Origin of the sequence: Nostoc sp. (assembly GCF_036917095.1) — a bacterium.
Lineage (GTDB): Bacteria > Cyanobacteriota > Cyanobacteriia > Cyanobacteriales > Nostocaceae > Nostoc.
In genome coordinates this window covers 101,404-127,628 of sequence record NZ_JBALFH010000034.1, presented here as the reverse complement: position 1 = coordinate 127,628, position 26,225 = coordinate 101,404, and the positions used below count along the sequence as shown (strand labels likewise).

At 40.3% G+C, this 26,225-nt stretch carries 33 protein-coding genes and 1 pseudogene; 9 read left to right on the top strand and 25 right to left on the bottom strand.

Features of this window, described 5'->3' with window-relative positions; genetic code table 11:
* Positions 1–154 precede the first annotated feature (154 nt).
* From V7L01_RS17895 to V7L01_RS17885, 3 genes are all read right to left on the bottom strand, one after another.
* A complete protein-coding gene (locus V7L01_RS17895; protein WP_335036940.1) occupies positions 155–415 on the bottom strand; it encodes a HypC/HybG/HupF family hydrogenase formation chaperone in 261 nt (86 codons plus the stop codon).
* A gap of 78 nt (positions 416–493) precedes the next feature.
* Complete coding sequence (hypF, locus tag V7L01_RS17890) at positions 494–2,842, bottom strand: carbamoyltransferase HypF (RefSeq protein ID WP_335036939.1); 2,349 nt, start codon at positions 2,840–2,842, stop codon at positions 494–496.
* Complete coding sequence (locus V7L01_RS17885; RefSeq protein WP_335036938.1) at positions 2,832–4,049, bottom strand: hypothetical protein; 1,218 nt, start codon at positions 4,047–4,049, stop codon at positions 2,832–2,834. The genes hypF and V7L01_RS17885 overlap by 11 nt, the downstream gene beginning before the upstream one ends.
* 199 nt (positions 4,050–4,248) lie before the next feature.
* On the opposite strand from V7L01_RS17885, the gene V7L01_RS17880 reads away from it, so the two are divergent.
* Positions 4,249–4,491, top strand: coding sequence for a hypothetical protein (locus V7L01_RS17880; protein ID WP_335036937.1), 243 nt, complete (start codon positions 4,249–4,251; stop codon positions 4,489–4,491).
* Between the two features lie 162 nt (positions 4,492–4,653).
* On the opposite strand, the gene V7L01_RS17875 is transcribed toward V7L01_RS17880, so the two are convergent.
* The 4 genes from V7L01_RS17875 to V7L01_RS17860 form a co-directional block, all read right to left on the bottom strand.
* The gene (locus tag V7L01_RS17875) at positions 4,654–5,499 is read right to left on the bottom strand and encodes a NifU family protein (protein ID WP_335036935.1); all 846 of its coding nucleotides are present in this window, start codon (positions 5,497–5,499) and stop codon (positions 4,654–4,656) included.
* A gap of 35 nt (positions 5,500–5,534) precedes the next feature.
* Positions 5,535–5,759, bottom strand: coding sequence for a hypothetical protein (locus tag V7L01_RS17870; RefSeq protein WP_335036933.1), 225 nt, complete (start codon positions 5,757–5,759; stop codon positions 5,535–5,537).
* An 8-nt stretch (positions 5,760–5,767) separates the two neighbouring features.
* Positions 5,768–6,034 carry a hypothetical protein gene (locus V7L01_RS17865; RefSeq protein ID WP_335036931.1) on the bottom strand — a complete coding sequence of 89 codons (267 nt, stop codon included), beginning with the start codon at positions 6,032–6,034 and terminating at the stop codon, positions 5,768–5,770.
* A 65-nt stretch (positions 6,035–6,099) separates the two neighbouring features.
* The gene (locus tag V7L01_RS17860; RefSeq protein WP_335036929.1) at positions 6,100–7,068 is read right to left on the bottom strand and encodes a hypothetical protein; all 969 of its coding nucleotides are present in this window, start codon (positions 7,066–7,068) and stop codon (positions 6,100–6,102) included.
* Positions 7,069–7,510: 442 nt separating this feature from the next.
* Between V7L01_RS17860 and V7L01_RS17855 the strand changes: the two genes are divergently transcribed.
* From V7L01_RS17855 to V7L01_RS17845, 3 genes are all read left to right on the top strand, one after another.
* On the top strand, positions 7,511–8,290 hold the full coding sequence (locus V7L01_RS17855) for an Rpn family recombination-promoting nuclease/putative transposase (RefSeq protein ID WP_335036927.1): 780 nt from the start codon (positions 7,511–7,513) through the stop codon (positions 8,288–8,290).
* Between the two features lie 459 nt (positions 8,291–8,749).
* Positions 8,750–9,712: a hydrogenase small subunit gene (locus tag V7L01_RS17850; RefSeq protein ID WP_335036925.1), complete on the top strand. Its 963-nt coding sequence runs from the start codon at positions 8,750–8,752 to the stop codon at positions 9,710–9,712.
* Positions 9,713–9,896: 184 nt separating this feature from the next.
* Positions 9,897–11,492: a nickel-dependent hydrogenase large subunit gene (locus V7L01_RS17845; protein WP_335036923.1), complete on the top strand. Its 1,596-nt coding sequence runs from the start codon at positions 9,897–9,899 to the stop codon at positions 11,490–11,492.
* Positions 11,493–11,759: 267 nt separating this feature from the next.
* Here V7L01_RS17845 and V7L01_RS17840 read toward each other — a convergent pair whose 3' ends face one another.
* The 3 genes from V7L01_RS17840 to V7L01_RS17830 form a co-directional block, all read right to left on the bottom strand.
* The gene (locus tag V7L01_RS17840; protein WP_335036921.1) at positions 11,760–12,341 is read right to left on the bottom strand and encodes a hypothetical protein; all 582 of its coding nucleotides are present in this window, start codon (positions 12,339–12,341) and stop codon (positions 11,760–11,762) included.
* Between the two features lie 89 nt (positions 12,342–12,430).
* Positions 12,431–12,640, bottom strand: coding sequence for a type II toxin-antitoxin system HicB family antitoxin (locus tag V7L01_RS17835; protein ID WP_335036919.1), 210 nt, complete (start codon positions 12,638–12,640; stop codon positions 12,431–12,433).
* Between the two features lie 103 nt (positions 12,641–12,743).
* Complete coding sequence (locus tag V7L01_RS17830) at positions 12,744–12,947, bottom strand: hypothetical protein (protein WP_335036917.1); 204 nt, start codon at positions 12,945–12,947, stop codon at positions 12,744–12,746.
* A 239-nt stretch (positions 12,948–13,186) separates the two neighbouring features.
* Between V7L01_RS17830 and V7L01_RS17825 the strand changes: the two genes are divergently transcribed.
* Positions 13,187–13,609 carry a hypothetical protein gene (locus V7L01_RS17825; RefSeq protein WP_334696642.1) on the top strand — a complete coding sequence of 141 codons (423 nt, stop codon included), beginning with the start codon at positions 13,187–13,189 and terminating at the stop codon, positions 13,607–13,609.
* Positions 13,610–13,753: 144 nt separating this feature from the next.
* Here V7L01_RS17825 and V7L01_RS17820 read toward each other — a convergent pair whose 3' ends face one another.
* Positions 13,754–14,248 (bottom strand): hypothetical protein, encoded by a 495-nt coding sequence (locus V7L01_RS17820; RefSeq protein WP_335036915.1) that lies wholly within the window; start codon positions 14,246–14,248, stop codon positions 13,754–13,756.
* 176 nt (positions 14,249–14,424) lie between these two features.
* Here V7L01_RS17820 and V7L01_RS17815 point away from each other — a divergent pair.
* The 3 genes and pseudogenes from V7L01_RS17815 to V7L01_RS17805 all read left to right on the top strand — a co-directional run bounded on the left by V7L01_RS17815 (position 14,425) and on the right by V7L01_RS17805 (position 15,659).
* Positions 14,425–14,841: pseudogene (locus V7L01_RS17815) on the top strand (XisH family protein).
* Positions 14,829–15,170 (top strand): XisI protein, encoded by a 342-nt coding sequence (locus V7L01_RS17810; RefSeq protein ID WP_335036913.1) that lies wholly within the window; start codon positions 14,829–14,831, stop codon positions 15,168–15,170. Before V7L01_RS17815 ends, V7L01_RS17810 begins: the two are co-directional and overlap by 13 nt.
* Before the next feature lie 18 nt (positions 15,171–15,188).
* Positions 15,189–15,659 carry a hydrogenase maturation protease gene (locus V7L01_RS17805; protein WP_335036912.1) on the top strand — a complete coding sequence of 157 codons (471 nt, stop codon included), beginning with the start codon at positions 15,189–15,191 and terminating at the stop codon, positions 15,657–15,659.
* A gap of 26 nt (positions 15,660–15,685) precedes the next feature.
* Here V7L01_RS17805 and V7L01_RS17800 read toward each other — a convergent pair whose 3' ends face one another.
* The 3 genes from V7L01_RS17800 to V7L01_RS17790 are packed head-to-tail and all read right to left on the bottom strand — an operon-like array spanning position 15,686 to position 17,816.
* Positions 15,686–16,060, bottom strand: a complete 375-nt coding sequence (locus V7L01_RS17800; RefSeq protein ID WP_335036911.1) for a hypothetical protein — start codon at positions 16,058–16,060, stop codon at positions 15,686–15,688.
* 18 nt (positions 16,061–16,078) lie between these two features.
* Positions 16,079–17,365 (bottom strand): nitroreductase family protein, encoded by a 1,287-nt coding sequence (locus tag V7L01_RS17795; protein ID WP_335036910.1) that lies wholly within the window; start codon positions 17,363–17,365, stop codon positions 16,079–16,081.
* Positions 17,352–17,816: an ankyrin repeat domain-containing protein gene (locus V7L01_RS17790; RefSeq protein WP_335036908.1), complete on the bottom strand. Its 465-nt coding sequence runs from the start codon at positions 17,814–17,816 to the stop codon at positions 17,352–17,354. Before V7L01_RS17790 ends, V7L01_RS17795 begins: the two co-directional genes overlap by 14 nt.
* A gap of 649 nt (positions 17,817–18,465) precedes the next feature.
* Here V7L01_RS17790 and V7L01_RS17785 point away from each other — a divergent pair.
* Entirely contained in the window at positions 18,466–18,675 is a 210-nt protein-coding gene (locus V7L01_RS17785) for a TOBE domain-containing protein (RefSeq protein WP_335036907.1), read from the top strand.
* Positions 18,676–18,819: 144 nt separating this feature from the next.
* On the opposite strand, the gene V7L01_RS17780 is transcribed toward V7L01_RS17785, so the two are convergent.
* From V7L01_RS17780 to V7L01_RS17730, 11 genes are all read right to left on the bottom strand, one after another.
* Entirely contained in the window at positions 18,820–19,128 is a 309-nt protein-coding gene (locus V7L01_RS17780) for a FeoA family protein (RefSeq protein ID WP_335036906.1), read from the bottom strand.
* Between the two features lie 47 nt (positions 19,129–19,175).
* On the bottom strand, positions 19,176–19,475 hold the full coding sequence (locus tag V7L01_RS17775) for a 2Fe-2S iron-sulfur cluster-binding protein (protein WP_335036905.1): 300 nt from the start codon (positions 19,473–19,475) through the stop codon (positions 19,176–19,178).
* A gap of 191 nt (positions 19,476–19,666) precedes the next feature.
* A complete protein-coding gene (locus V7L01_RS17770) occupies positions 19,667–20,038 on the bottom strand; it encodes a HesB/IscA family protein (protein ID WP_181928157.1) in 372 nt (123 codons plus the stop codon).
* 114 nt (positions 20,039–20,152) lie between these two features.
* A complete protein-coding gene (locus tag V7L01_RS17765; RefSeq protein WP_099099962.1) occupies positions 20,153–20,959 on the bottom strand; it encodes a HesA/MoeB/ThiF family protein in 807 nt (268 codons plus the stop codon).
* Between the two features lie 10 nt (positions 20,960–20,969).
* Complete coding sequence (nifW, locus tag V7L01_RS17760) at positions 20,970–21,287, bottom strand: nitrogenase-stabilizing/protective protein NifW (protein ID WP_334717879.1); 318 nt, start codon at positions 21,285–21,287, stop codon at positions 20,970–20,972.
* Entirely contained in the window at positions 21,284–21,484 is a 201-nt protein-coding gene (locus V7L01_RS17755) for a CCE_0567 family metalloprotein (RefSeq protein ID WP_185580868.1), read from the bottom strand. Before V7L01_RS17755 ends, nifW begins: the two co-directional genes overlap by 4 nt.
* An 84-nt stretch (positions 21,485–21,568) precedes the next feature.
* Positions 21,569–22,045: a NifX-associated nitrogen fixation protein gene (locus V7L01_RS17750; protein WP_118163723.1), complete on the bottom strand. Its 477-nt coding sequence runs from the start codon at positions 22,043–22,045 to the stop codon at positions 21,569–21,571.
* Entirely contained in the window at positions 22,042–22,455 is a 414-nt protein-coding gene (gene nifX / locus V7L01_RS17745) for a nitrogen fixation protein NifX (protein WP_292819426.1), read from the bottom strand. Before nifX ends, V7L01_RS17750 begins: the two co-directional genes overlap by 4 nt.
* A gap of 352 nt (positions 22,456–22,807) precedes the next feature.
* Entirely contained in the window at positions 22,808–24,145 is a 1,338-nt protein-coding gene (gene nifN / locus V7L01_RS17740) for a nitrogenase iron-molybdenum cofactor biosynthesis protein NifN (RefSeq protein WP_335036904.1), read from the bottom strand.
* Between the two features lie 130 nt (positions 24,146–24,275).
* On the bottom strand, positions 24,276–25,658 hold the full coding sequence (gene nifE / locus V7L01_RS17735; protein WP_335036902.1) for a nitrogenase iron-molybdenum cofactor biosynthesis protein NifE: 1,383 nt from the start codon (positions 25,656–25,658) through the stop codon (positions 24,276–24,278).
* 155 nt (positions 25,659–25,813) lie between these two features.
* Positions 25,814–26,161, bottom strand: coding sequence for a Mo-dependent nitrogenase C-terminal domain-containing protein (locus tag V7L01_RS17730; RefSeq protein ID WP_335036900.1), 348 nt, complete (start codon positions 26,159–26,161; stop codon positions 25,814–25,816).
* Positions 26,162–26,225 lie beyond the last annotated feature (64 nt).

Below are 26,225 nucleotides of genomic sequence, written 5' to 3'. Positions count from 1 at the left end.
TTTCGCTTTCTTTACGGGGTATTTTTTTAACGAACCGCAAAGGCGCAAAGGGCGCGAAGAAAGAAAGAAAGAAAGAAAGAAAGAAAGAAAGAAAGAAAGAAATTAAACTCTTTTTCTGCACCTCTACGTGAGACAGATAAGAAAAGTCTATTATTTAAGTACTAATCCCTGCTTGTACTGCTGCTAGTTCTTGGAAGAGTTGTAATGTTTCTGCTGCTTCTTGTTCGTTAATTCGATTCATGGCAAAGCCAACATGTACTAATACCCAATCACCGACACAAGCTTGGGGGGGATGTTGTTCATCTACGATACAAGCAATATTTACTTCGCGCTTGACACCACCAATGTTAACTATGGCTAATTTATGGTTAACGTTGGTTATTTCTATAATTTGTCCGGGGATTCCTAAGCACATTTTTTTTTTAGGATAAATTGACCACAGAGGCGCGGAGAACACAGAGAGAATTATTTGTGAGAAAAAGATTGTCAAATATCAACACTCATGTATTAATTGTGCGGCTGCAATCACTGCTTGTCCTAAAGATAAGCCACCGTCGTTAGCTGGAACTAAGCTGTGAGTCAGTACTTTTATTCCCAATGTTTGTAATCTTTTGGTAACTTGCTCTAACAATATACAATTTTGAAAGACTCCTCCTGTTAGCGCTACCGGAGAAATCAGATTTTCTTGAGAAAGATATTTAACCATCTCCACAATTGCATTAGCTAAACCTTTGTGAAATTTGGCAGCCATAACTGGTTGTGGAATCTGCTGCTGTAAGTCATTGAGCAAAGCTTGCCACATTGGACGCGGGTCTATATAATAAATCCTATCTGAAAAGCTAAAGTTAAAAGGATATATTAGCGTTTCTTTATCATTATTTAAGCTACTAACATCTACTATAGCTTCCATTGCGATCGCAGCTTGTCCTTCATAGCTACATTCATCTCGATAAATACCGATAGCCGCTGCCACTGCATCGAACAACCGCCCCACAGAAGATGCTGAAGGAGAGTTAATTCTTTTCTCTATAAGTTGATTGAGTAGCTTAAGTGGCTTGTTTTTCAAAAATTTAAATATTTCTAAATCAGTATATTTTTGTTTGCAATCATCCCAAAGATTAGCAGCTATCAATTGGGCATAAGTATTACGCCAAGGCTGATATATAGCTTGTTCGCCACCAATCATTGGCACTGGTTTAAATGTTGCTAGTCGCTGAAATGTACGGTAATCTGCTAAAAGAAATTCTCCGCCCCAGAGTGTACCATCATCACCATAACCTAAACCATCTAAAGCAATGCCTAATACTGGAGGCGAATCTAAAGGAATGCCATTTTCTGCCATACAAGCGGCAATGTGCGCGTGATGATGTTGGATTTGATAAATTTTGATTTGATTTTTCTCTGCAAGTTCCTTACCAAGTTTGCTTGAGAGATATTCAGGATGTTTATCAATGGCAATTATTTCTGGTTTATGTTCAAATAAATTTAAGTATAAATTCAAAGTTTCTTGGTAAGCATTGAAAGCCGCAGCATTTTCTAAATCTCCCATGTGTTGAGAGAGAATTGCTTCTCCTTCACGCAATAAACAAAAGGTATTTTTTAACTCACTACCCATTGCTAAAATTTGCGGTACATTGTCAAATCCCGGTGGTAAGCTAATTGGTGCTGGTGCATATCCTCTAGCACGACGAACTGTTTGCACGTTATCGCCGACAACACGCACAACTGAATCATCTACCCGATTAATAATCTCTCGATTGTGAAAGAGAAAATAATCAGCGATTGTCCCTAATTTTTCTCTTGCTTCTTCATTATTAATACATTGTGGTTCATCGGCTAGATTGCCGCTTGTTAAAACAATTGGGCGATTCATCCGCCGCAAAATTAAGTGATGTAAGGGCGTATAAGGTAGCATGAAACCAAGGGTATTTTGCCCCGATGCTATCGATGCTGCTACTACTTTTTTACCTGTGGCTTGTAGTAAAACAATTGGTGCAGCAGAACTTGTCAATAATTCTTTTTCTTTAGCGTTGATAGTGCAATATTCTTCAATTATCTCAATATCTCGCGCCATTAAAGCAAAAGGTTTATGATAGCGCTTTTTGCGCTGACGCAGTTTTTGTACAGCAGTTTCCTGAGTTGCATCGCAAGCGAGATGAATACCACCTAAGCCCTTAATTGCCACAATCTCACCCTTTTGCAACAAGGTACAAACGGCATCAACATCATCCAACATGGAGAACATAGAAGCAGTAACCGATTTACCATCAGCGCGTTCTAACCAAGCTGAAGGGCCGCAAGCATGACAAGCTACAGGTTGGGCGTGAAAACGGCGGTTTTCGACATCGTGGTATTCCTTTGCACATTCTGAACACATGGCAAACGCAGACATACTGGTATTGCATCTGTCATAAGGAATCACACGAATAATACTCAGACGGGGGCCGCAATGAGTACAGTTAGTAAAAGGGTAGCGATAAAAGCGGCTAAAAGGGTCGAATATTTCTTGTTGACATTGCGGACAAGTGGCTGCATCAGAAGTAATTTCTGTTTTAATGGCATTACTGACACTTGTAGAAATCACAAAATTATCAAATTTAAATTCACCTTGATAAATAACTCTTGTTAGTTGATTAATTCTTGCTAACGGTGGAGATTCTGTTTGCAATCTGGCGACAAATTCTGTTATTGCTTCCTCACTACCAGATACTCTAATTAAAACACCTTGGCCATCATTACAAACATCGCCACGTAAACCGCAAGCTTTAGCAAGACGATATACAGTAGGGCGAAAACCTACTCCTTGAACAGTACCATTAACTCTAATTTCTTCAGTCGGCATAGTTAAACTGCCACAGCAAAATTCGGTTATTTCCAGAATCAGCTATTATCGCCGTATTGCCACAAATTTTTATGCCATAACACCAATTTAAGCTATCTCGTTTTGGCAGTCCGAAATTACGATTTTCACCTTTACTTTGAAAATTGATTTGTCCTGCCAACCCATCTGCTGCTGCACCTTGCAGTGATAAAATTGATTCTGGCTTTCTCCATCCTAACAAACGAGAATTAGCAGTATCTGAAACTACTAACCAATCGTCAGCCACTCCCACACCATAAGGCATACTCAAACTACTAGCACTTGGCAAATAAACTCCTTGATTCATTTCCACAAAATCAAAGCTTTTTTGTCCTAAAATTACTGCACAAGGGGCATTATTTTCTGTGGGTATTCCCTGCCAAATCATTACCCGGTGATTACCTGCATCGCTGACAACTAGATTTTCTCCCCAAAAGGCGATATCGTGACACCAACGCATACTCGCTGCGGTTGGAGAATTACCGCCGTTTTCATTGCGAGATATCATATCTGGTTGTCCCAAAACTAAATCAGCAGGTTGACCATTTTCTATTGGTAATTGATGCCAAATTAATACTCTTCTATTACCAGTGTCAGCAATAAATAGGCGTCCTTGATGATAGAAAACACCATAGGGCCAGTGCATTGTACTAGCAGATGCTGTTTGATTTCCTCGATTTGGTTCATTATCAGTAAAATTAACTTGCCCTAACACCAAATCTGCTGGAACATTGTTATCTTCTGGTAAGTTTTTCCAAATCAAAACCCGATGATTCCAAGCATCTGCTACAGCTAATCCTTCGCCGCAAGCGCAAATTCCTGTAGGTACACTTAGGGTTGCCCTCCCCGGTATCTTTTTGGCATTTTGTCCTTCATGATAAAAATCAGGTTGTCCAATTACCCAATCAGCCGATTGACTATCTCTGGTGGGTAAATTTTGCCATCCCAATAATCGATGATGTCCTGTATCTGATACCCACAAAGGGCCAGTTTCTGATAACAAACAAGCAGCACGAGGCCCAAACATTGTTATCGGGCTGGGTGCTACAGGTATTACTAATTGCTGTGGTTCAATAATGTTGCCTAAAATTACCTCTGCACCTTGAGGCGATAGAGGTAAATGTTGAGAAATTTCTGTTGCTTCTGGCGGTAATTCTGATATGGGATTAATTTTGATTGGGATATCCATGAACCGCAGATAGACGCTAATAATTATTTAAAATCATTAATGTTGATAGGCATGTAACGACAATCACAATTTTGCATTATGTTATTTTCCATAAAACCTTTAAAAAACTTCCCTATTAATTAATCTTAAAAAGTCACAGCAAGCCTTCAGTTACTTTTGCTACACAGCGATATTTGTAATGAGTGCGCGATGTACTGAAATGAGAAAGCAATCAAGCATTTTGAGTAAGCAATATGCCTTTTTACTTGCTGAATCTACCGAAATGCTTGCTGAATTTACTGAAATGAGAAAGCAATCAAGGATTTTGAGTAAGCAAACAGCCATTTTACCTGCTGAATCTACTGAAATGAGAAAGCAATCAAGGATTTTGAGTAAGCAAACAGTCATTTCGAGAAAGCAATCAGCCATTTTGCTTTCTCAAAACACTAAAATGACTAACTGAATTACACAAATGAGAAATAATTCAGGTATATTGAGAAAGTAATCTGCCTTATTGCTTGCATCAAAGGCTAAAATGAATGTGCGAACTACTGAAATTAAAAAGCAAAGTAGGCGTTATTTACTAATAGCACGGTATCTTTGCTGAGATGTTACCTTCGCATCATCATTTTTGCAGTTTTACAAAAATCTTATCATCTTTAATCTTTACTAGATACGGCTGAAGTGAAATATCAGGTGCAGTTAAGCATTTACCTGTCTCTAAACTGTACTGAAATCCGTGAGAAGGACAGGTAATAATCCCATTTTCAACTTTACCTTTTTCTAAGGAAGATCCTAGATGAGTGCAAGCATTACGGTAACATGTTACCATAACACCTTGACGATATAAAATGAGTGAAGTACCAGCAAGTTGTACTGCCAATACACTAAATTCAGGAACTCGATCGATTGTCGCTGCTTTGATCCAAGTAGAAGTTATTTTTGAAGAGAATGGACTGATTAAACCAGAATTCGCGTTGTTAACTGTGAGGTTGTTAGTGACTGCAACTATTTTGGTAATTTCGGGACAATGTTTTTTGATTGCTTGTTCTACTCCCTGAGATAAAGTCAAAGTAGAAGTCGGACAACTGCTGCAAGTTCCTATTAGTCTGACTTCAACTGTATCTGGTGGCTTAATTGCCACTAGTTCTACATCTCCATTATGGCTTTGTAAACCTGGGCGAATTTCTTCAAAGGCTATCTGAATGCGCTGTGCTAATGGCGGTTTTGGTGGTTTAACTAGTTCGTGATAAAGCAGCACTGCATATACTACTTCATCAGCAACGGCATGACGTAAAGCTGACATTGATTCTTGCTTTAAACTTTTAATCAAATTAGTCAATGCAGCTTTATGCAAAGCTTCTATTGCTCTTTTTAGACCTACTGCTACACACCGTTGGCTTTCATCCCACTCGGATATAATCGCCTCAAAGCGGTTAATTTCCTGAACTAATTCTTCAAGGTTTGTCATTTGTCATTTGTCATTGGTTATTTATCAATGGCTAATCACTTCATTTTGAAATCCTTGAGAAGAAATGGCATAATTATGCCCGTTACTAAGCTAGATAATATTATTGGTAGGTATAAGGGAATTGGGGCTTGTGCGAGTAACACTAGCAGTAAGAAACCTACAGCAATACCAATAGTAGTTTGCTTGACAAAATATATTGGGTCGCGTAGTAGCTTTCCTTTAAAAAATAACTTGGCTGAAAACCACCCTATCTCTAACATGTTTTCTCCTAATAATTTGTCAATAAATTTAAGGCGGCAAGCCCTAAGATGATGGCGGGAATTACACCCGCAGGGGCAAATAATGCACCAAGCAATGCTGAAAACTGATAGCCTATATCTTTACCAGCTAACAGCATTCCTCCAATTGCACCACCAACCATAGACAAGACTGTAGCTATGATTACCCATACAAACTCTGTTGCTATGTTTAGGTCACCATCTGCTAAACTTGTGATAAAATTCATCACATTTGGGGTTGTGAAAATATCTCTCATACTGTTTTGTCCTGATTATTAAACTGAAGAGTGAAGAGTTAGAAATAATATTAGATCCATAACCTCTAACCATTCATTTCTGCTTCTACATCTTGTAGGGCTTGGGCTACTACCTCTGCTTGTGCAGTTTGTTGGTATTTCGTAAATATTTCTAAAGCATCTTGATAGTAAATTCGCGCTTGCAAAAGATTTTGAGGATTACCAGCTTCTGGTTTTTCGCGGTCATCTGGTAAGTTGAATAGGGCGTTAGCTTTGTTAGAAATTGTGTTAGCGTACTCTAGGGGTGTATCTTTGGCGTTACGCACTTTCAGCGCTTCGTCATAAGCTGCGATCGCTCTTAAATTATTCTCCACAGGATGGGAACTCACTAGATATTGCAAAGCGTTACCCAAATTATTTTGCAACATCGCATATTCTCTGGGATGGTCAATCAAATTAATATGCTTTAGTGCGACCTCAAATGACTGCACTGCTAACCCTTGACGCAAGTATTCTCGTTCTGATGCTAAGGGCATAGAAAGGTAAGCGATCGCAATATTGTTATACAAAATCGCGTATTCCTGGGGAAAATCCTCCCAAGTAAACACCCGCAAAGCCTCGTGATAAGCTTGGATGCTGTCTGTTATCCGCGCCAAATTGAACGGTACAAGCGACTGCAACACCAGCCCAAAATTCATCTGTGTCTCTGCCACTTCCTGAGGCGTTGCTAATTCTTGTAAAATCGGCAACGCCTCTTCATAACCTGTTTTCGCTTGCAGCAGCAGTTGGTAATCAGCATCCGGTATTGCTTGTAACGTCCCTGCCATGCCCACTTGGGCCCTAGCTTTCAGCAAGGGATACTCCTCACCACACATTTCATAGGCCCGGTAATATAACCCAACTGCATTTCGCAAGTCTTGGGCAGCTTTGGGCTTTTTTTGAAAGCCTTGCGCTATCTCGATCAGCATCTGGATTTTTTCCTCTGCTGAGGCTGACTCCGATGCAACAGCTGCGATCGCAGCCTTCACCGCTGAATCTGTAATGCTGGGGGTCATAACTCTGCCGTACTCTAGCCTATTGGGAATTGAATCTGTCAACGCCCACGAACGATAGAGACACGCTTTATGTGTCTAAATCACGGGCCATACTGATTTACGCAGGCTTCGAGTCCTTTAGGCGGAATTCCCCTTTTTTGTCTGATACTAGGATTAGGGGCTAGGGAAACAGTTTACCCCATGCCCAATCAATTTTTTTACTATAAAACACCCTATTTCTAAAATTCTACGGGGGAATTGCTAATATTAATGTCAGCTTTAAACACCTAATATTTTTAAAATAGTTTTTGTATCATCACCTAACATAATCCAAATATTCTTTATTGAATTGTTGACATACATAATATGTAGTATCTTAACAGCCAATTTTTGTATACTCCAAATAGTCGCCACGGGATCGTCGAAGTGTAAAATATACTCATCAACTGTAAAACAAGCTACCTTGAAAACAGACAGTATCTTCTATCGGATCTTTCAGAGTATCCCCAGCACTTTCTTTGAATTGATTAACCAACCGCCCCAACTAGCTAGTGTTTACCAATTTTCTTCAGTCGAAGTTAAACAACTAGCGTTTAGAATCGATGGCGTTTTCCTCCCAAATGCAGCAGAACTACCCATTTATTTTGCCGAAGTGCAATTTCAACCAGATAAAAAGTTCTACTCGCGTTTATTTACCGAAATCTTTAACTATCTCGACAAAACCGAATTAACCAACAATTGGCGTGGTGTTGTCATCTTCCCCAACCAGAGCGTTGATACCGGAGATACCGAAAGATATACAGAACTACTCAACTCACAACGAGTGACTCGCGTCTATCTTGACGAATTAAGCTCAATTGAGGCATCATCAATCGGCATAGAGACAGTTAAACTCATTATTGAACCCGAATCAACTGCAACAACAAAAGCTATAGAAATAGTCAACAGCGCCCGACAGCAAATTCCAGATGTCGCTACTATTAGGGAAATTATACAATTAATAGAGACGATATTAATCTACAAGTTGCCGCGATTGAGCCAGGAGGAGATAGGGAAAATGTTTGGATCGAATGAGTTAAAGCAAACTAGATTTTACCAAGATGTTTTTGCAGAAGGTAAAGAAGAAGGTAAGTTAGAAACAATACCCCAGTTATTAAGATTGGGTTTAAGTATTGAGCAGATAGCTCAAGCGTTAGGCTTGGAGGAAGAAGTTGTTAGGCAAGCTGCACAACCAAAATCCTAAAACAATAAGGTGCTAGATCGGGGCACAAAACCTTACGCCCCGATATTTGCAGTATTTGACTCAGTTATCACAAAGAATTCAGGAGTCAGGAGCAAAGCCGGAGACGCTCCGCCAAGGGGTCAGAATTTAGAATTGGATTACGATCGAGAAAGTGGATGATTGAAGAAGAATTATAGAATTGTAGTCGAGGTTGTTTAACGTCAGTACTTAAAAACAAAAGCTAATTTTATTTTTACTTTTATTTAGTTTTTAAATTTGTTACATACATAACAGACATAATAAGTTAAAATTATCTTCATTAAATTTCAGCTATTGTTAATGATTAATTCTTTTTTAATGAAAGTGAATTAAACAAAAAAATATCTTAAAATTAAAAAATAAATATTGATAACCAGGTGAGACTTTACAAGCATTATCACCTACATCATGCATGGTAAACAATAGAAAAATGCATAGCCGATGACTAACGTACTATGGCTACAAGGTGGTGCTTGTTCGGGCAACACCATGTCATTTCTCAATGCCGAAGAACCGACAGTCTGCGATTTAATTGCCGACTTTGGCATCAATTTACTTTGGCATCCTTCCTTGGGATTGGAACTAGGCAACAACTTACAAACACTGCTACGGGATTGCATTTCTGGCACAATTCCTTTAGATATCTTGGTATTTGAAGGCAGCGTTGTTAATGCCCCCAACGGCACCGGCGAATGGAATCGGTTTGCCGATCGCGCCATGAAAGATTGGTTAGCAGACCTTGCCAAAGTTGCTCAATTTATTGTCGCCGTGGGAGACTGTGCCACATGGGGAGGAATTCCTGCCATGTCGCCCAACCCCAGCGAATCGGAAGGTTTGCAATTTCTCAAGCGTCAAGAAGGCGGTTTTTTAGGTAAAGACTTTCTTTCACAAGCCGGATTACCTGTAATCAATATTCCCGGATGTCCCGCCCATCCCGATTGGATTACGCAGATATTAGTTGCGATCGCTACTGGACGCATAGCAGACATTGCTTTCGATGAACTAAATCGTCCCCAAACTTTCTTCAACACCTATACCCAAACAGGTTGTACCCGCAACGTTCACTTTGCCTACAAAGCCTCAACTGCCGAATTTGGACAGCGCAAAGGCTGCCTATTTTACGACTTGGGTTGTCGCGGCCCCATGACCCATTCTTCCTGCAACCGCATCTTATGGAATCGCGTCTCTTCCAAAACTCGCGTCGGGATGCCTTGTTTAGGTTGCACAGAACCAGAATTTCCCTTCTTTGATCTCAAACCCGGAACCGTATTTAAAACCCAAACAGTAATGGGGGTTCCCAAAGAATTACCACCAGGGGTGAACAAAAAAGACTACGCCTTACTCACAATGGTTGCCAAAGATGCAGCACCACCTTGGGCAGAAGAAGACTTTTTTACAGTTTAGTCATTAGTCATTGGTCATTAGTCATTTGTCCTTTGTGATTTGACCAATGACTATAACCTTTCACACTCACCTCAATGATAAATCAAGGGTTTCGACCATTTTACAGAGAGGCGAGTGAATAATTACCAATGACGAATGACAAACGACAAATGACAAATAACAAATGACAAAGGACAAATGACAAATGACAATTCAATCATTAGACATTTCGCCCGTTGGTAGAGTTGAAGGCGATTTAGATGTCCGAGTCGATATTGAGAATGGGCGGGTAGTCAACGCTTGGACACACGCTGAACTATTTCGCGGATTTGAAGTTATCCTACGCGGTAAAGATCCGCAAGCCGGATTAATAGTCACACCTCGCATTTGCGGAATTTGCGGCGGTTCTCACCTGACTTGTGCATCTTGGGCATTAGATACAGCTTGGGAAACAGAAGTTCCCCGCAATGCAATTTTGGCGAGAAATCTCGGTCAAATTGTCGAGACAATTCAAAGCATCCCCCGCTATTTTTATGGACTGTTTGCTATTGATTTAACAAATAGAAAATACCGCAATAGTCGTTATTATGAGGAAGCTGTTAAACGCTTTGCTGCTTTCACTGGCAAATCTTACGAACTAGGCATAACAATTTCCGCTAAACCCGTAGAAATTTATGCATTGTTGGGCGGACAATGGCCCCACAGCAGTTATATGGTGCCTGGTGGCGTGATGTGCGCCCCCACATTAACGGACATTACCCGTGCTTGGGCGCTTCTCGAATATTTCCGCACCAATTGGTTAGAACCAGTGTGGTTGGGTTGTTCTTTAGAACGCTACGAACAAATTCAAACTTATGATGACTTTAGAGATTGGTTGGATGAAGACCGAAATCATCGAGATTCCGACTTAGGTTTTTATTGGCGCATGGGTTTAGATATCGGTCTAGATAGATATGGTGCTGGTGTTGGTAAATATGTGACTTGGGGATATTTAGCCCATGAAGATAAATACCAAAAGCCGACTATTGAAGGGCGAAATGCGGCGATGATTATGAAAAGTGGAGTGTATGACAGTTTCGCACACACTCACACCTTAATGGATCAGTCATTTACCCGCGAGAATACAACTCACTCTTGGTACGATGAAGGGAAAGAGGATATTCACCCTAGCGATCGCACCACTAAACCCACTGCAATCAATACCAAAGACTTCGATAACGCCTACTCTTGGTCGAGTGCAGTCCTGCACAAAGATTTCGGACGCTTAGAAACTGGCCCCTTAGCGCGGCAATTAGTAGCTGGTGGTAAACATGGCGAATCTTGGCAACATTACGACCCCTTCATCCTCGATGTATTCAAGGAGATGGGCGGTGCTAGTATTCATGTGCGTCAGTTAGCACGAGTTCACGAAATTGTCAAGTTATATCGTCAAGCTGAACACTGCTTACGCGAATTCAAATTAAACGACCCTTGGTATATCAAACCCACAGAAAAAGATGGTCGCGGTTGGGGTGCAACGGAAGCAGCACGTGGTTCCTTGTCTCACTGGGTGGAAGTGGAGGGCGGTAAGATTAAGAATTACCAGGTGATTGCCCCAGGTACTTGGAATATTGGCCCTCGTGATGGTGAAGGAATTCGCGGCCCCATTGAAGAAGCTTTAATTGGCACACCCATTTACGATTCTAGCGATCCGGTAGAAGTTGGTCATGTGGCGCGATCGTTTGATTCATGTTTGGTGTGTACCGTTCACGCCCATGATGCTAAGACTGGTGAAGAGTTGGCGCGTTTTCGGACTGCTTAGAGAATGTAATAGCTAATGGCTGATTATTATTTGGTTAGTCATTAGCTCATCACTATTGCATTTGCTGAAACTCTAACACCATAATCTCATGCTTTAGAATCGCCATAAAGCGGTAATAATCACACTAGACGTATGATGTAAATATAAATAGTTGGTATACTATTTTACATATCTTTAAACATCAAAACACTTTCACAATTCTTCAAGTCTAGAAATACGTCACGTTGAACGGTTCCTATTTCGTGATGTCATACAGTTATTAACTGTTTAATGGAGCCAAAAAAGAATTCTAATTTCTCTGGGATTTCCTAACTTAAGTAATTCTTGAATAAAGTAGTCTACACAACCGACGTATTCTCGATAACTCTCTACCCATGAAACTTCAGTTGTATTGTCTTTTTTCGTCATATAAATAGGTTCATCGTCTGGTAAATCATCTGGAAAAGGAGCCAAACTAGAGAACAAAGAGGCATACTGATGATTTACATAACCCTTACATGGTGGAAATTTTCTATCCCAATCATAGTCAATAATCTCTTGAACCATAAACCAAGTAAAGTGGTGTTCTATTCCCATACGATTGTTTTTAAAATAATCCTTATAAATAACATTCATGTCTTCAGGTAATCCACGCGGTTCCAAAACTGGAACTATTTTCTCTGTATGCCAGTGATAGTAGCTAAGAGAGTTATGATAATAACCGACAAGAGCAGCGTATAGTTCGTATGGTGTACCGAGACTCAGGTAACACACTGGTACTCTTTTGCCTTTTGACCACTTTGCTTCAGGGATTGGCTCCCATTGATTATTTCTCCAAATTTCTGCGTAAAGGCTGCTTGTTGTACTCATATTCCTCAAGTAGCGTCTGCTAGAAACGATCGCACAAAATAAATAACCACAGGCAATCCCTGTTTTAGAACAGGAACATTACTCATAGTCTACTGAACCACAATCTGTTGTATACCCACAAACTCTGTCTCTAATACCAGATCCTCGTCCTCTAGAAGCATCTCAATAACTTCACGCAAATTTTCCTGCAATTCATCCAAGGTTTCACCTTGAGCATGCGCTCCAGGAAAGCCAAGGACATAGCCAACATAGAACTTAGTGTCAGGATATCTTTGAGCGATCGCAGTAAAAGTTTTCATACTCATAATCATAGACAAGGCACACTTTACAGCTTACTAGATTGGTCATCAACCTGAGCGTAGGCGTAGCCCCTCGTAGACATCGCTCTTAATTTAGTCAGACCTAATCTTCCTGTTTCAAGGCTTGCATGAGAATTTCACCTGCACCAAACGAATTGTACGGTGTAGGCAAATCATAGGTTTTAAATGGTTCGAGAGATGAAATATCTTTGTTGGTATCCAATTCTTCCGCCAAAATGCGGATTAGCTTAATTTTTTCTGATATAGAGAGTTTTCTGACAGCAGGAAGTAGCTCAGTGAGTGTCATGTTTCGCGCTCCATTTCTCCAACTAGGGTTACTTACAGCTTACTGGATTAACCATCTACCTAAGCGATTGCCCAAAAGATAAATTTGGGGAAAATGAGGGATAAATAACCTATTCCTAATGTCCTATTCCCAATGTCTTATATTCAAAACTCGTAGCGTAACACACTAAAACTTATAGAAATAGTGGGTTAGGCTTGCGTTAATGCATTTGCATAAACAGCAATTTACACGGTAAGCTTGTGTCTGATTTAGCGCTACATAATTATCTCCCTCGCGTTCCCGATGCAGCATTGCAAGAATACATAGAATGGTGTGTTTTAGAGCAAGCTCAAGCCGCAGAATGTAACTTTACTCCTGATAGAAGTAAGTTAGATAATTTGCCACCAGAAGACTACGTTCCTAAACTTGTCGAGCAGTTCATGAAAGTAAAACCAGACCCAATCAAAGCTGGTTTAGTGGCTGCGATCGCTGGCAAAGAAGCTGACAAACATGCTTTATCTGGTTTAGCGATCGCTGCTGATTTTGTATCTCTTTATGTCAAGTATTTAATTCCTAAAGAGGGAAGTACTAAAGAACAGGCTGAAGAGATATTAACTCAAGCATCACAACATCAGTATGAGAAGCTGACTGAAGTTGCCAAGAAACATGGTGTAGCTTTATAGTTTCCTGCTGATAAATTCTTTTTCAGAGGCTTTGTCTGTATTATTAGTCAAAGCCTCTATTTTAGTCACTACTAATTGCCTGAATTACAAACTTTACTTAGCGTTAATTGTTGAATTGCGATCGCTCTATAAATAAATTTCCACTTACACCCCACGTAAAGTAATACCAGTTAGATGCTGAAAACAAAATACTAGAACAGTCAAAATTACACTGTATAGAAACATTACAATTGCTTCGTTTAAAGCTTTTTCAACCCATTCAGGTGACTTTTCAGACAGATATTGACGTAAAAGCAACAAGATTGGAATGAATGAAAAACTTATCCAGCCAGCTACACCACCAATTAAAGGAGTCAGGAGAGAAGTTAAAATGCTTATAATACTTCCTCCCAGGAAGACAAATACCCAGTTTAAAAATTTTAGGGTGCCTATTGCAGTTAAAATACCTAGAGCGAGGATACTGCCTAGAATAACACCTCCAAGTCCGAAAAAAATCACACAGATGACTACTGTAAATATTGAATCTCCAACTCCAGCATAATTTGAGAATACAAAAAATAAACCTGCTAGAATGCCCAAGCCCATACCTAGCTTAAATCCCCAAATTGCTCCCTTTTTTAGTGCATCCAAAGAATCCATAATCTTAAGTTCTTGAAATTAGTAAAAGTCAGTAAGCTGACTACATTATTCCCAAATCTAGCAGAGATATAACTAGCTAACTGGCTGTCTTCACGCTTCTCGTCTCACCAGCAACCTCACAATTACATGTACACTGTGGTATTGCTAGAATATACTTACTATAATTTTGTGACTCTATGCCCGCTAGGGATCTCTATCATAATTCTGTAAAAGCAGCCCTCATCAAAGACGGTTGGATAATTACAGATGACCCTTACATCATCAAGTATGAAAATACTAAGCTATTTGCTGACCTAGCGGCTGAGAGAACACTTGCAGCTGAACGCAACGGAACTAAAATTATTGTTGAAATTAAAAGCTTCCTGGGAAAATCGCCAATAAATGATTTTGAAAATGCTTGAGGTCAATATATTCTTTATCGTAATCTGATTAAGGTTACAGAACCTCAATATCAACTTTATTTAGCAATCAAGCAAAGCACTTATGAAAATTTTTTCCAGCTAAAAGCAATTACATTAGTAGTTCAGCAGAATCAACTATTATTAATGGTTGTAGATGTCGAAAGTGAGGTTATAGTTCAATGGATAAACTAAGTCACTACAGAAATATTATTAAAAATATTCTCATAGAATATGACCGCATCTGCAACAGCTCGCCTGATGACGATTTAGAGAGCCTTTTAGCACTGGATGATAAACGCGATCAATATCTATGGTTTCAGATTGGCTGGCAAAAAAATCGCCGAATTAAAGGTATTACTGTACATATTCGGATTAAAAATAACAAAATTTGGATCGAAGAAGACTGGACTGAAGAAGGTATTGCCACCGAATTATTAAACGCCGGGGTTCCCCAAAGTGATATTGTGTTAGCTTTCCATCCTCCCAGCGATCGCGCTTTAACTGAATTTGCAACTGCTTAAACAATTAAATCTCATCCCATGCTAACTATTATTGGTTGCGGCAATCTCAATCGCAATGACGACGCTGTAGGCGTAATCATTGCCCAACGCTTACAAAAATATCTAGCTGAAAATCCTCATCCTCATGTGCGAGTTTATGACTGTGGCACCGCAGGGATGGAAGTAATGTTTCAAGCTAGAGGTAGTAAAGAATTAATAATTATTGATGCAAGTTCAACTGGTTCTGAACCTGGTGCTGTGTTTAAAGTTCCAGGAAAAGAACTGGAAGCTTTGCCAGAACCTAGTTATAACTTGCATGATTTTCGTTGGGATAATGCTTTAGCCGCCGGACGGAAAATCTTTCAAAATGACTTTCCTGATGAGGTGACAGTTTATTTAATTGAAGCGGCAAATCTTGGTTTGGGACTAGAGTTAAGTCCTGTTGTCAAACATTCTGCTGATTTAGTTTTTGAAGAGGTAGTTGCACTTATAAAGCAGAATATTAATTAATCCAAAATCCAAAATCTAAAATCTAATCACGCCCAATCGCGATAAACAGAAAGTTCATCTACCCTCATTTCAAAAGGTACGCCTTGACTCTCTGGCGGACAAACACGGATTTTAGCACTGCTAACAATTCCATGTAGCAATGTCCCCATTGGTACGATTTTTTGCAAAATACGCCAATTAGTAACTTGATCGGGACATTCAATAACCAATGTTAGAGCATTGGCATGAGTTGTGACATACCACCGACAATTAGATAGAAGATTTTGAATTGTGCGATCGCAAGCGTCATAAAAGTATCTACTAATAGAATACTCTAGTTGCTGCCGTAGTATAATATCTGCCGATGTCGGTTGTATCGGATGTGAGTCATCACCATTAAAGTAATACATCTTTCTAGCCATCTCTCTTTAGCTTCCTGCTTATATTCCAATCACCATTCCATAAAGTACATCTTTATTTGTTTCTAATAATTCTTTGGTTTCGTCATCATAATAAGCACCAATCCCACTACACTGAATTCCCAAATAATTACTAGTTAAATAAAGCTTCTGTCCAAGAAAACCAGCTATTTGCATAGCAGTTTGATAATTTAAATAATCTGACACAAAAAATAAAGTTACAGCGCCATCTCTAGCAATAGCTTGATTAATACATAAGTAACCTGTCTTTTCACTAAAGTTACCTGCTTTAACCAGATACGTACCTTTATATAACCCAGGTGTCATTCCTTGTACTCGATGCACCACTGAGTAAATTTCTATTTCCTCATAATTTTCTGTCGGTATTGACTGCTGAAGTTGTTGCACTACATATAAATAATCTTCTTGAGAAATAGACTCTTTCCGGAAACGTCTAATAGAACGTCTATTCAAAACAGTTTGATAAAATTTATCCCGATCGAAGTCAAATTGAGGATACTCTAATTTCTGCTGGCGACTCTTTTGGAGAGCAGTTGCTTGATAGGCATCTTCAATAAATTGATTGGGTTCAAAATAATCAGTACCAGACACAAAAGGAACTTTCAGCCTTAAGCTTCTGATTTTTTTGTCTTGTACTTCTCCTGACACTGCACAAGCCGCGATAAACTCCTTATTCTCAAATCCCAAATCCGAATTGAGAGCGAATTTATCAAAGTCGAAAATTAGTTGTATATCTCGGTTGTGGAGAAAAGCTGAAGCTGCGATCGCACCTAAATGGTGTCCGCTATCTAAGAAGCAATATCTCATGCTTCTATTTTGATATTTCCAGCTAGACCTATAATAAACACAACTAATTAAAAAGATGAATCCATTGATACTTTTTCCCGGTATAATATAATTCTCCAACCCATCATCAATTAATTCATAGATGAGAGTTAGACAATTATTCTCAACTTCTAGATGGTATATACCATCTATCATTCCCTCAATTCCGCGAACCTGTACGTAAACTTCCGTAGGATACAGAGCGCCTGCTGATGGATTCACCCGCAGTTTATAGGGGCCATCTTTATATACTTTTTCTAGTGTTATCGCACTGGTTAACGAGATAAAAGAATGAACAGGATTATTGAGATTTAATTTCACTCTCCGATAAAACTTGGGATAAACTTTAAATGGAGATGGCTGTGTTGAAGCATCTACATAATTGGGATCGATTTGTACTGATAAGTAAGAATGTTTGGTAGCGTCATGATAATCTTTCCCTGATATCTTACCTTGTGGCATTTTTAAGTATCCTTAAAACTTCTACATTGCTGGCAAAATCGATAGCTTTATAGTCGTCTAAGTTTTTCAAATCTAAATTAGGATGATGTTGTAAAAGTAACTTGACGACTTCTGTCTTTCCGGCTGATGCTGCATACATTAAAACGGTTGCACCGTTATCATTTTGGTTGTCAATGTTGATGTTGACAGCCAACAGAAAATTAATTAAATCGTAGTGATTGCCAAAACAGGCAAACCACAAAGCATTGTTGCGATCGCTATTTCGAGCATTGATATCCGCACCTGCATCAATCAGTTCTTTGACGACTGGATACACTCCCTCTCTCGTAGCTTTCATCAAAGCTGTATCGCCATTTTCACCTGGCTGATTTAAATCCCTAGCACTGTAGCCTTTCGCTATTAGCCATTGGGTTGTTGCTTCACTCAAATTCTGACTATTTACTTGACTCATAATTTTTATTGAAATGTCACAAAACTAAGCAATTCTCAAGCAGAAATTTGCTTGAAAAACTTAATGGTGGGCATTACCCACCATTATTTTAAGATGCTATATGAGGAACTGAAGTCTAGTAGTTTACCAAAGCAACGTTGCGAGATATTCAAAAGTTAGGTAAACAAAAAATCTTTCCCCATTGCCGATTTTCTGCCTTCACCTAGCAATTTTGGGTTGCTCAAGTACTAAGTTGACTAGCAACAATTTAGCTTAGTTATATATTATCACTATGATAAATTTTAATTATGAATAATTTATAAATATCCCCAGATATATCTAATAAAAAATATTGAAATAGAATAAAAATGCAGTAATTTTTACAATTTTATTTTACAATTTAGACTAATAGCAGATATAACTTTAGCGTCAATATCCGCTAGTGCATTGTTGCGGAAGTTTATTTAGCGTTAACAATTTCTTCAAGCCCATTGTCTTGCTCAAATTTGATTTGACCTTTCCATTAAATCTTGTGTTTAATAAAACAGGTCTATTATAGTGAAGTTGCCTTTATATGCATGGTACTTATTAAGAAATCTGAAATATTTTCCTTTTTCAATCAAAATTTGCTAGTTTATTTAAGTAAAAACAAGTAAAACACAGACGGAAAATGGAAATTAGCGCTCGTAATTCTCTCAAAGGCACTATAAAAAAAGTTGTGCCTGGTACAGTTAATACTGAGATAACTTTAGAAGTGGCACCAGGAGTAGAGTTAGTGTCAATAATCACAAAATCATCAGCGGAAAAGCTGGGACTTGCAGAAGGTAAGCAAGCTTATGCCGTAATTAAATCATCAGATGTGATAGTTGCTGTTGATTAAAAAATAGGCAAGTTGTCTTTTCTTGCAAGCGGCTCTATCCCTAATACCAAATTGCATTCATATCTATAAATTGAGTGACCTCACTCCTATATTTAATTAGGAAAGGAGTGAGGTCAAGAAGATATTATATAGATGTCAATTAATTCAATTATCAATAATACGGACATAAATAGCACGAGTACTTACTATATCTAGTGCTACAGATGTGTTTCCTATTTTAATACTTAATGATGGAAAGCTTTGTTCTAAAGTTATAGTAGTTCCTGGCGTTACACCCATCGATCTCAGTTTTGCCAAGATTGTTTCATCTTGAGTTTTACAGAAAGTTACGATTCCTTGCTCTCCCGTTCTCAATAATTCTAATGAACAGCCAGTCACACTAAAGCGGGTAAACATTTTAATTATAAATAATGAATTGAGAAGGGAAGAAGGAAGTATATTTTCATCCTTCATCCTTCATCTTTTATTTGATTGCTTAAGGCAGCAACCAAAATAATAGTTTAGACGAGATAGGGTTCTTGATGTGTCTTAATTGTGCAATTAGAACGAGGATAAGTGACACAAAGTAGAGCAAATCCTTTAGAAATTTGCTCGTCATCTAGGAAGTTTTGATCTTCTTGATTAATTTCACCTTCAACAACCTTGCCTACGCAACTAGAGCAAGAGCCTGCTTGGCAAGAAGCTGGCAAGTCAATATCGTTTTCGTGCGCTGCGTCTAAGATGGTAGTCTCTTCGTCAACTTCAATTGTGGTGTCGAGGTCTTCTTTTTTGTTGATTAATCTAACTTGGTAGGAAGCCATTTTCCGATTCTCCTCAAACGTTATACAGTTGGTCTAATTTCCGAATTTTTTGAGCAACCTATCCTACTTTTTGCTTCCCTATAGGAGTAAGGGATGCAACCCGAACTAGAAGCTACCTCAAGGGCATTTAAACTCTGCGGAGTGCGTCTATGGGAAGCCTCTATAACTGACCTAGCGCTAACGCAATGATGTTAGCTGCAAGGTACACCAGTAGGCGTACCGTCGTCTGTTTTGAAGGACTTTCCACAACCGCAGGTATCAGTTGCATTGGGGTTGATGAATTTGAAACCGCTTTCCATCACTCCTTCAACGAAGTCAACGATAACTCCATCTAATAAGGGCGCACTTTTGGCATCAACGTAAACCAGCACTTTGCCTTGCTGACTTACCAAATCATCTGGTTGGGGCTTGCTGGTGATATCGATCGCATATTCATAGCCACTGCAACCACCATCTCTTACAGAGATGCGGACACCTTTAGTTGCACCATTAGCATCGGATGCGGAACCTTTAAGGAATGCCCGCAGATGAAATTCTGCTTTTTCTGATAAAATAACGGCCATGAAGTCTCCTGATTTGTAGCGATTAGTTGTTCTGATTTCAGGTGTGGGTTGTCATTTGTCAGTTGTCCTTCGTCATTTGTCCTTTGTTATTTACTAATGACCAATGACTAATGACTAATGACTATTCTGTGTAATACCTGTGGGTTCCATCGAATTGGATTGTGCGTGTCTCCAAGGCGCACTATTGCCGCATACTGGACAAGAGCGATCGCGGTGAGAACGGCGTTTAGCAAATTCCATCCGATTCAAGTCGATTGTCAGCAATTGCGACAATAGAGGCTGACTAAACCCGGTGATCAGCTTGATAGCTTCCAAAGCCGTTAGACAAGCTAGTGTCCCAGAAACAGCGCCTATAACTGAAAAGCCGCGCTGATCCCAATCAGGCTTTTCTGGAAACAGACAAGATAAACAAGGAGTCACACCAGGAATAATCGTCGTTAGATAAGCCTCCATCCCATTCATTGCGGCTTCCACCATCGGCTTACGCGATCGCACACAGGCTTCATTTAACAAATTGCGCTCTGTAAAATTGTGGGCGCAATCAAGAGCCATATCAGCCGACTGCACTAACGAATCTACATTTTCCGGGGTGATGTAATCATGAACAGCTTCCACTTGGACATCAGGATTAATCGCATCCAGAGTTTCTTTAGCTTTGAATACCCTTGGCTTACCTACCCAATCATCAGTCATGAGAACCTGACGATTCATATCATCTTGCCGCAAATCACCACCCCGGACTAAGATTAGCCGCCCAACGCCTGCTACTGCTAAGTAAAGCGCCGCCGTACCGCCTAATCCCCCCACACCTGTAACCAAAACTGTCGCTGACTTCAGGCGTTTCTGTGCTGTTTCGCCAAAATTTGGAAGCATCATTTGGCGACGATAGCGTTCTAATTCGGTAGGCGTCAGGTTAACCAATTTATACCTCCTAATCAGAAGTGATTTCTGTCAGTGTGACTACATTTTTCGGCTTGTCGTTAAACACTTTGAACAGCTTTTGTTCATAAGCCGTCGATTCGGTAAATAACTGATAAGCTTTTTGCAAAGCCAAAGAATATTGATTTAATTTCTCTTCTGGACTCAAGTCAGGAGAATTATCATCAATTTCCTGCATGTGCTGAGAAAACTTTTTCAGAATATGTAGACGATGCACATTCACAACTTCTAAGTCGTAGGACATATTAAAGAATTGAAAAAATTCTTCTGCATCTACGAGCTTCTTGAATTCATCAATAGTTCCAGTCATTTGGCATTCTCCAATTGTTTCAGATGTTGCTTAAGTTCATCTAACTGGCGATAGATTTCATAAGTTGCAGCGGCAACATCCATAAGTTGTGTATAATCTGTTGGCAGACCTTCAGCTAAATCATGCAGATCCATTTTCATTTGACCTGCTTTGCTGTTGAGGCGTCTGATTTGTCCCTGTAGTTCCTCAATTGTCATTTGTCCTTCGTCCTTCGTCCTTCACCTTTTGTCATTAGTCATGTGTCTTTTACTAATGACCAATGACCAATGACTAATGACTAATTAAATTTTGCCAACTTCAGGAAAGCGCTTCGCCAAATCAAGACCTTTTTTGACGTAGTTTTCTCCCTCTTCTGCCAGTTTCTCTAGCGAGTCAAAGCCAAAGCGATGAGCATCTCGCAAGGTTTTTACAGCTAACAAAAGACGACCAGAAAAAACTAGCGCCCAGCCAAATCCTTCATGGCTCAAATCAACTACAACTTGGGATATCAAACCTGTTTCTTGTTCAATCCCAGCAGCTACAGCCCGAAAAAATGCCATAATCCGGGCTTGAGTTACTGCATCGACTTCGCCCTCAACGGAGATTTCCCGTTTCTTTTGTTTGGTGACAATAAAGGGTTTGAGAATCAACTCATCCGACCAAGTACGATAAACTCCATAGCTGTCTTGACCACGAATTTGTTTGATTAATACCTTAAGAAAAGGTGAGTTCAAGACTTCAGTTGTAGCGGTTCCGTTAACACTATTATTTGCGGTCATACTGTTGCTTCGTCTTCAATTTCATCAGCAAAGTTTGTGGTTTTTGGCTGCAAAGCTTTACGCAACCAAGGTGGAGGATTACCTTTGAGGGTTTTTACTAGCTTATTTAGCACTTCACTAATTTCTTCTTCTTCCGATCGCGCCTTCACTGGGGTGACACCTTTCTTGATTAACCGAGCGGCGGCGCTACCACCAATTGCTGTTACGTAAACAATCGTACAGTCGCCTATTGCCTCAAGTTTTGGGTTGATTTTATCTTCATTACCATCTTCCTTGAGTTCCCCTTCAAAATTGAGGGTTTCTACGAAGTGATATCCCTCATCGGTAATTTCGTAAACATCAATCATTTTTGCCCATCCGAAGTGAGCATTAATATGAACTCGGTCACTCGTCGTGAAGGCTATTTTCATTGTAATTCTCCTCTCTAAAGTTTTGAATTTTGAAGCAATACGGTTCAGTTAGTGATATTTAGCCTCGGAAGATCCCCCTTAAAAAGCTACGGTGTATACACAAGTTGGAAATAGCTGATTACTGATTAACCAAGGTTTTACCCCACCCTAACCCTCCCCTTATAAAGGGGAGGGAACTAGATTTAATTTATTGTTTCCCCCTTATAAAAGGGAGAAAACTAGATTTGATTTATTGTTTCCCCCCTTTATAAGGGGGGATTAAGGGGGGTAATTCGACTTGTGTATACACGCCTTAACGAGGGTTAGGGAGGATCAATTCTTAACTGAACTGTTTTGAATTTCAAGTGTGAATTCAAAACTCTGCGCTCACAGTTCCGAACTCTTGGAACTGCTTAACTCTCGCTTCTTCTGCCTCTAAAAACAGGTTGCCTATGCCAAACAAAAGTTCCATCGTGCCTCGATAGCCAACTTTGGTAAATTGACCATTACCTAAGCGGTCATAAATGGGCAATCCTAAACGATAAAGAGGAATCGAGAGGCGTTTTGCGATCGCACCCACATTCGAGTTACCAATCAGCAAATCAGAACCGCCCGCTAAACCCTCAAAGTCTTCCAAATCGCCGATGGTGATACTTTTTACCGGGAGTTGTTCTAGTAAGTGCGATCGCGTGGTTGTCACCGCCGCATGAATTTGCGCCCCCATCGATTGCAGGAAATGCACTGTTGACCACAACAAATCTGGTTCCAGTGCTAAGGAAACTCGTTTTGCACCGAAGTAAAAGTGGGTGTCCAGCATCGCATCTTGCAACTGACGACGTTGGCGGCGGTATTTTTCGGGTACGCTATTACCGCTCAGAATCGCCAATGCTTGGATAAACTCATCTACTGGTTCTAATCCTGTCAGTTCGCCAAACACCTCATAAGGTGTGCCAAAGCGTTCTTCCAGAATCTTGGCAGCCCCCCGCATACTTTCACCCAATGCCAGGGTAAAGGCAGAACTACCTACTTCTCGTAGCTGTTTTAAGGTAGTTCCACTGACTGTAACCGCACTATAATTATCCTCTAAATGTCCATCTAGAGAAGCGCCAAGGTCAGGTACAAAGATCGGCACTAATCCAAAGGACGTGACTATCTCTTTGATTTCCTGTACATCCCCAGGTGTGAAAGCAGAACCCGCCAAAACGGTGACTTGTTCAGTTCTGAGTCCACCCGCGCGAGGAATTTCCTTAACTATGCTTTCCACAGCAACGGCAAAACCATCTTGCAACGCACCTTTAAAATCTGGGGTAGGTGCAAAAACGATCGCTAAATCATTCAATTCGGGATGGCGATCGCGGATTTCCTTCAGAAAACCCTCGATGTCATCGCCTCTAGTTTCAGTCAATCCAGTACTACATAAACCAATAATTTCTGGATTAGCCTTTTCCACCAGAGTCAGAATTGCTTGCTCCACATTCTCTTCACCACCCAAGATTGTAGTGACTTCCGTCATCGCTGTGGTAGCTAAAGGAATCGCTTCCCGGAAATGCCGCACGAGGACAACTTTGGCGAAAGCAGTACAACCTTGGGAACCGTGGAATAAGGGCATTGTCCCTTTCAATCCCAAAAAGGCTAAGGTTGCGCCCAAAGCTTGACTTTGCTTGAGGGGATTAACTGTCAGTGCTTTGTTAGTAACGGTAACGATCGCCATTAAACTACCTCCTCGCCCCATGTCCTACATAATTGACTCTGCGCTCTCTGCGCCTCTGCGGTTGAAAAATGATTTTTTTGAACCACAGAGGACGCAGAGGACACAGAGAGAAAAAGATGAGAATTCGCCATTAAACTTCTTCCTCTTCTTCCCAAGGAGCGGGTTTGCGTATTTGTTCCCAAATTGGGCTGTAGAGAGCTTCGTACAGTTCCCGCGCCATCTCAATCATTCCCACATAACCTGCATAAGGATGATGGCGTTCTTGGTTGATATCAAGGAAAGGAATCCGAGCTTTCAAAGCTGTGTATTGGTTACGTCCACCAGCAATCAGCATATCTGCGCGAGTGTCTTTAACCAGTTGTAGCAATTCTTGAGCGTTGCCTTTCTCTAGCATGATGCCATCGTTGCCAATCAACTTCTTGATTTTGGCTTTATCTTCCTCAGTACTTTTCCGAGTACTGGTAGCAACAACTTCAATGCCTAAGTCTCTAGCTGCCGAAATAATCGACCAACTCTTGACACCACCTGTATACAACACAACTCGCTTACCTTTGAGTCGAGCGCGATAAGGAGCAAGTGCCAAATCTAAAGTCGCCGTTTCTTCTGCAATTAGCTTTTCTGTGCGTTCTTGTAAATCAGCGTCGCCTAATTTAGCAGCGATATTTCGCAGACAGCGATTCATATCATCGATGCCGTAGAAAGACTCTTCAATGTAGGGGATGTTGTAACGCTCCTCCATCTTTCTCGCCATATTCAGCAACGCTCGTGAGCAGATCATGACGTTGAGCTTGGCGCGGTGGGCGTAGCGAATTTCATCGTAGCGAGCATCGCCCGTAATTTTAGACAAAATACGGATGCCTAATTTTTCTAACAGTGGTGTTACTCCCCACATTTCACCGGCGATGTTGTATTCACCGATTAAGTTAATATCATAAGGCGTTGTATGTTCCGGTTCTGCTGTTCCGACAACATATTCTAATAAAGCTTCACCGCCAAAACGGTTGCCGAGATTTTTACTGCCAATAAATCCTGGGGCAATGACGGGAACAACAGGAATACCAATTTTCTCAGCCGCCGCTTTGCAGACAGCATCCATATCATCGCCAATTAAGGCTGTAACGCAAGTGGCATAAACGAATACTGCTGCTGGTTGGTAGCGCTCTTTGAGTTCCAGAATCGCTTTGTAGAGTTTCTTTTCGCCACCGAAGATGACATCATTTTCACCCAAGTCAGTGGTAAAGCCCATTTTGTAGAGTAGAGGGCCAGACGACAGACTACCACGACTGCCCCAGGAATTACCAGCACAGGCGATCGGCCCGTGGACTAGATGCGCTGCATCTGCGATCGGCACTAGGGAAATCATTGCACCATCAAAAGCGCAGCCCCCTTGAGCCGCGCCAGGTTGTGCCTGTTGAGCGCAAGACTTGTTTTTCTTTTCCGTTTGTTTGTGCTGATTATGCTCGCATCCTGTCTCAGTCAGCAGCTCGTTGATTTTGCCTTGGGTGCTTTTCATCTCTCTTCTCTTAATTGTTAATTGTCCTTTGTCATTTGTCATTTGAATTGACTATTGTACAGACGCGTAGACGCTCGAAGAGCGGCTTCTCGCAGAGTATAATCGCGTCTCTACCAATGACTAATGACTAATGACTAATGACCAATGACCAATGACTAACAAATGTATCTTGTGACATCCTCTCCACATACATCAGCGAGGTAAGATAGAGCGCGGAAACGCAATCCTACAAATTCGTCATATAAAGGATTGAGTTTACATAGTGGTGGAATATCAATAGACTTCCCAAATAATTTAATTTGTCGCTCAAAGGGACAACAACAAGGAATTGTTTGGCAAATTAGATGAGCGAAGCGATTATTTTTAACCTGAATTCCATCCACTACACGCCGCAACGGATTAAGAAGATTGTGTAACCACCCTGGTTTTTTCTGATTAGGTGGATGGTAATTAGGATGAGGATGAGTGTGAGTGTGTTCGTGAGTGTGATTGATGGTTTCCATTTATCAATTCCTTGGGTAAATGCTATCAAGAAAAAGGGGAGTTGGGGATGGGAATTGGGGATTG

What these genes read in the sequence shown, in the direction of transcription:
- V7L01_RS17895 (WP_335036940.1), bottom strand. Translation starts at nt 415, where the DNA reads ATGTGCTTAGGAATCCCCGGACAAATTATAGAAATAACCAACGTTAAC.
- hypF (WP_335036939.1), bottom strand. Translation starts at nt 2,842, where the DNA reads ATGCCGACTGAAGAAATTAGAGTTAATGGTACTGTTCAAGGAGTAGGT.
- V7L01_RS17885 (WP_335036938.1), bottom strand. Translation starts at nt 4,049, where the DNA reads ATGGATATCCCAATCAAAATTAATCCCATATCAGAATTACCGCCAGAA.
- V7L01_RS17880 (WP_335036937.1), top strand. Translation starts at nt 4,249, where the DNA reads ATGAGAAAGCAATCAAGCATTTTGAGTAAGCAATATGCCTTTTTACTT.
- V7L01_RS17875 (WP_335036935.1), bottom strand. Translation starts at nt 5,499, where the DNA reads ATGACAAACCTTGAAGAATTAGTTCAGGAAATTAACCGCTTTGAGGCG.
- V7L01_RS17870 (WP_335036933.1), bottom strand. Translation starts at nt 5,759, where the DNA reads ATGTTAGAGATAGGGTGGTTTTCAGCCAAGTTATTTTTTAAAGGAAAG.
- V7L01_RS17865 (WP_335036931.1), bottom strand. Translation starts at nt 6,034, where the DNA reads ATGAGAGATATTTTCACAACCCCAAATGTGATGAATTTTATCACAAGT.
- V7L01_RS17860 (WP_335036929.1), bottom strand. Translation starts at nt 7,068, where the DNA reads ATGACCCCCAGCATTACAGATTCAGCGGTGAAGGCTGCGATCGCAGCT.
- V7L01_RS17850 (WP_335036925.1), top strand. Translation starts at nt 8,750, where the DNA reads ATGACTAACGTACTATGGCTACAAGGTGGTGCTTGTTCGGGCAACACC.
- V7L01_RS17845 (WP_335036923.1), top strand. Translation starts at nt 9,897, where the DNA reads ATGACAATTCAATCATTAGACATTTCGCCCGTTGGTAGAGTTGAAGGC.
- V7L01_RS17840 (WP_335036921.1), bottom strand. Translation starts at nt 12,341, where the DNA reads ATGAGTACAACAAGCAGCCTTTACGCAGAAATTTGGAGAAATAATCAA.
- V7L01_RS17835 (WP_335036919.1), bottom strand. Translation starts at nt 12,640, where the DNA reads ATGAAAACTTTTACTGCGATCGCTCAAAGATATCCTGACACTAAGTTC.
- V7L01_RS17830 (WP_335036917.1), bottom strand. Translation starts at nt 12,947, where the DNA reads ATGACACTCACTGAGCTACTTCCTGCTGTCAGAAAACTCTCTATATCA.
- V7L01_RS17820 (WP_335036915.1), bottom strand. Translation starts at nt 14,248, where the DNA reads ATGGATTCTTTGGATGCACTAAAAAAGGGAGCAATTTGGGGATTTAAG.
- V7L01_RS17810 (WP_335036913.1), top strand. Translation starts at nt 14,829, where the DNA reads ATGGATAAACTAAGTCACTACAGAAATATTATTAAAAATATTCTCATA.
- V7L01_RS17805 (WP_335036912.1), top strand. Translation starts at nt 15,189, where the DNA reads ATGCTAACTATTATTGGTTGCGGCAATCTCAATCGCAATGACGACGCT.
- V7L01_RS17800 (WP_335036911.1), bottom strand. Translation starts at nt 16,060, where the DNA reads ATGGCTAGAAAGATGTATTACTTTAATGGTGATGACTCACATCCGATA.
- V7L01_RS17795 (WP_335036910.1), bottom strand. Translation starts at nt 17,365, where the DNA reads ATGCCACAAGGTAAGATATCAGGGAAAGATTATCATGACGCTACCAAA.
- V7L01_RS17790 (WP_335036908.1), bottom strand. Translation starts at nt 17,816, where the DNA reads ATGAGTCAAGTAAATAGTCAGAATTTGAGTGAAGCAACAACCCAATGG.
- V7L01_RS17785 (WP_335036907.1), top strand. Translation starts at nt 18,466, where the DNA reads ATGGAAATTAGCGCTCGTAATTCTCTCAAAGGCACTATAAAAAAAGTT.
- V7L01_RS17780 (WP_335036906.1), bottom strand. Translation starts at nt 19,128, where the DNA reads ATGAAGGATGAAAATATACTTCCTTCTTCCCTTCTCAATTCATTATTT.
- V7L01_RS17775 (WP_335036905.1), bottom strand. Translation starts at nt 19,475, where the DNA reads ATGGCTTCCTACCAAGTTAGATTAATCAACAAAAAAGAAGACCTCGAC.
- V7L01_RS17770 (WP_181928157.1), bottom strand. Translation starts at nt 20,038, where the DNA reads ATGGCCGTTATTTTATCAGAAAAAGCAGAATTTCATCTGCGGGCATTC.
- nifW (WP_334717879.1), bottom strand. Translation starts at nt 21,287, where the DNA reads ATGACTGGAACTATTGATGAATTCAAGAAGCTCGTAGATGCAGAAGAA.
- V7L01_RS17755 (WP_185580868.1), bottom strand. Translation starts at nt 21,484, where the DNA reads ATGACAATTGAGGAACTACAGGGACAAATCAGACGCCTCAACAGCAAA.
- V7L01_RS17750 (WP_118163723.1), bottom strand. Translation starts at nt 22,045, where the DNA reads ATGACCGCAAATAATAGTGTTAACGGAACCGCTACAACTGAAGTCTTG.
- nifX (WP_292819426.1), bottom strand. Translation starts at nt 22,455, where the DNA reads ATGAAAATAGCCTTCACGACGAGTGACCGAGTTCATATTAATGCTCAC.
- nifN (WP_335036904.1), bottom strand. Translation starts at nt 24,145, where the DNA reads ATGGCGATCGTTACCGTTACTAACAAAGCACTGACAGTTAATCCCCTC.
- nifE (WP_335036902.1), bottom strand. Translation starts at nt 25,658, where the DNA reads ATGAAAAGCACCCAAGGCAAAATCAACGAGCTGCTGACTGAGACAGGA.
- V7L01_RS17730 (WP_335036900.1), bottom strand. Translation starts at nt 26,161, where the DNA reads ATGGAAACCATCAATCACACTCACGAACACACTCACACTCATCCTCAT.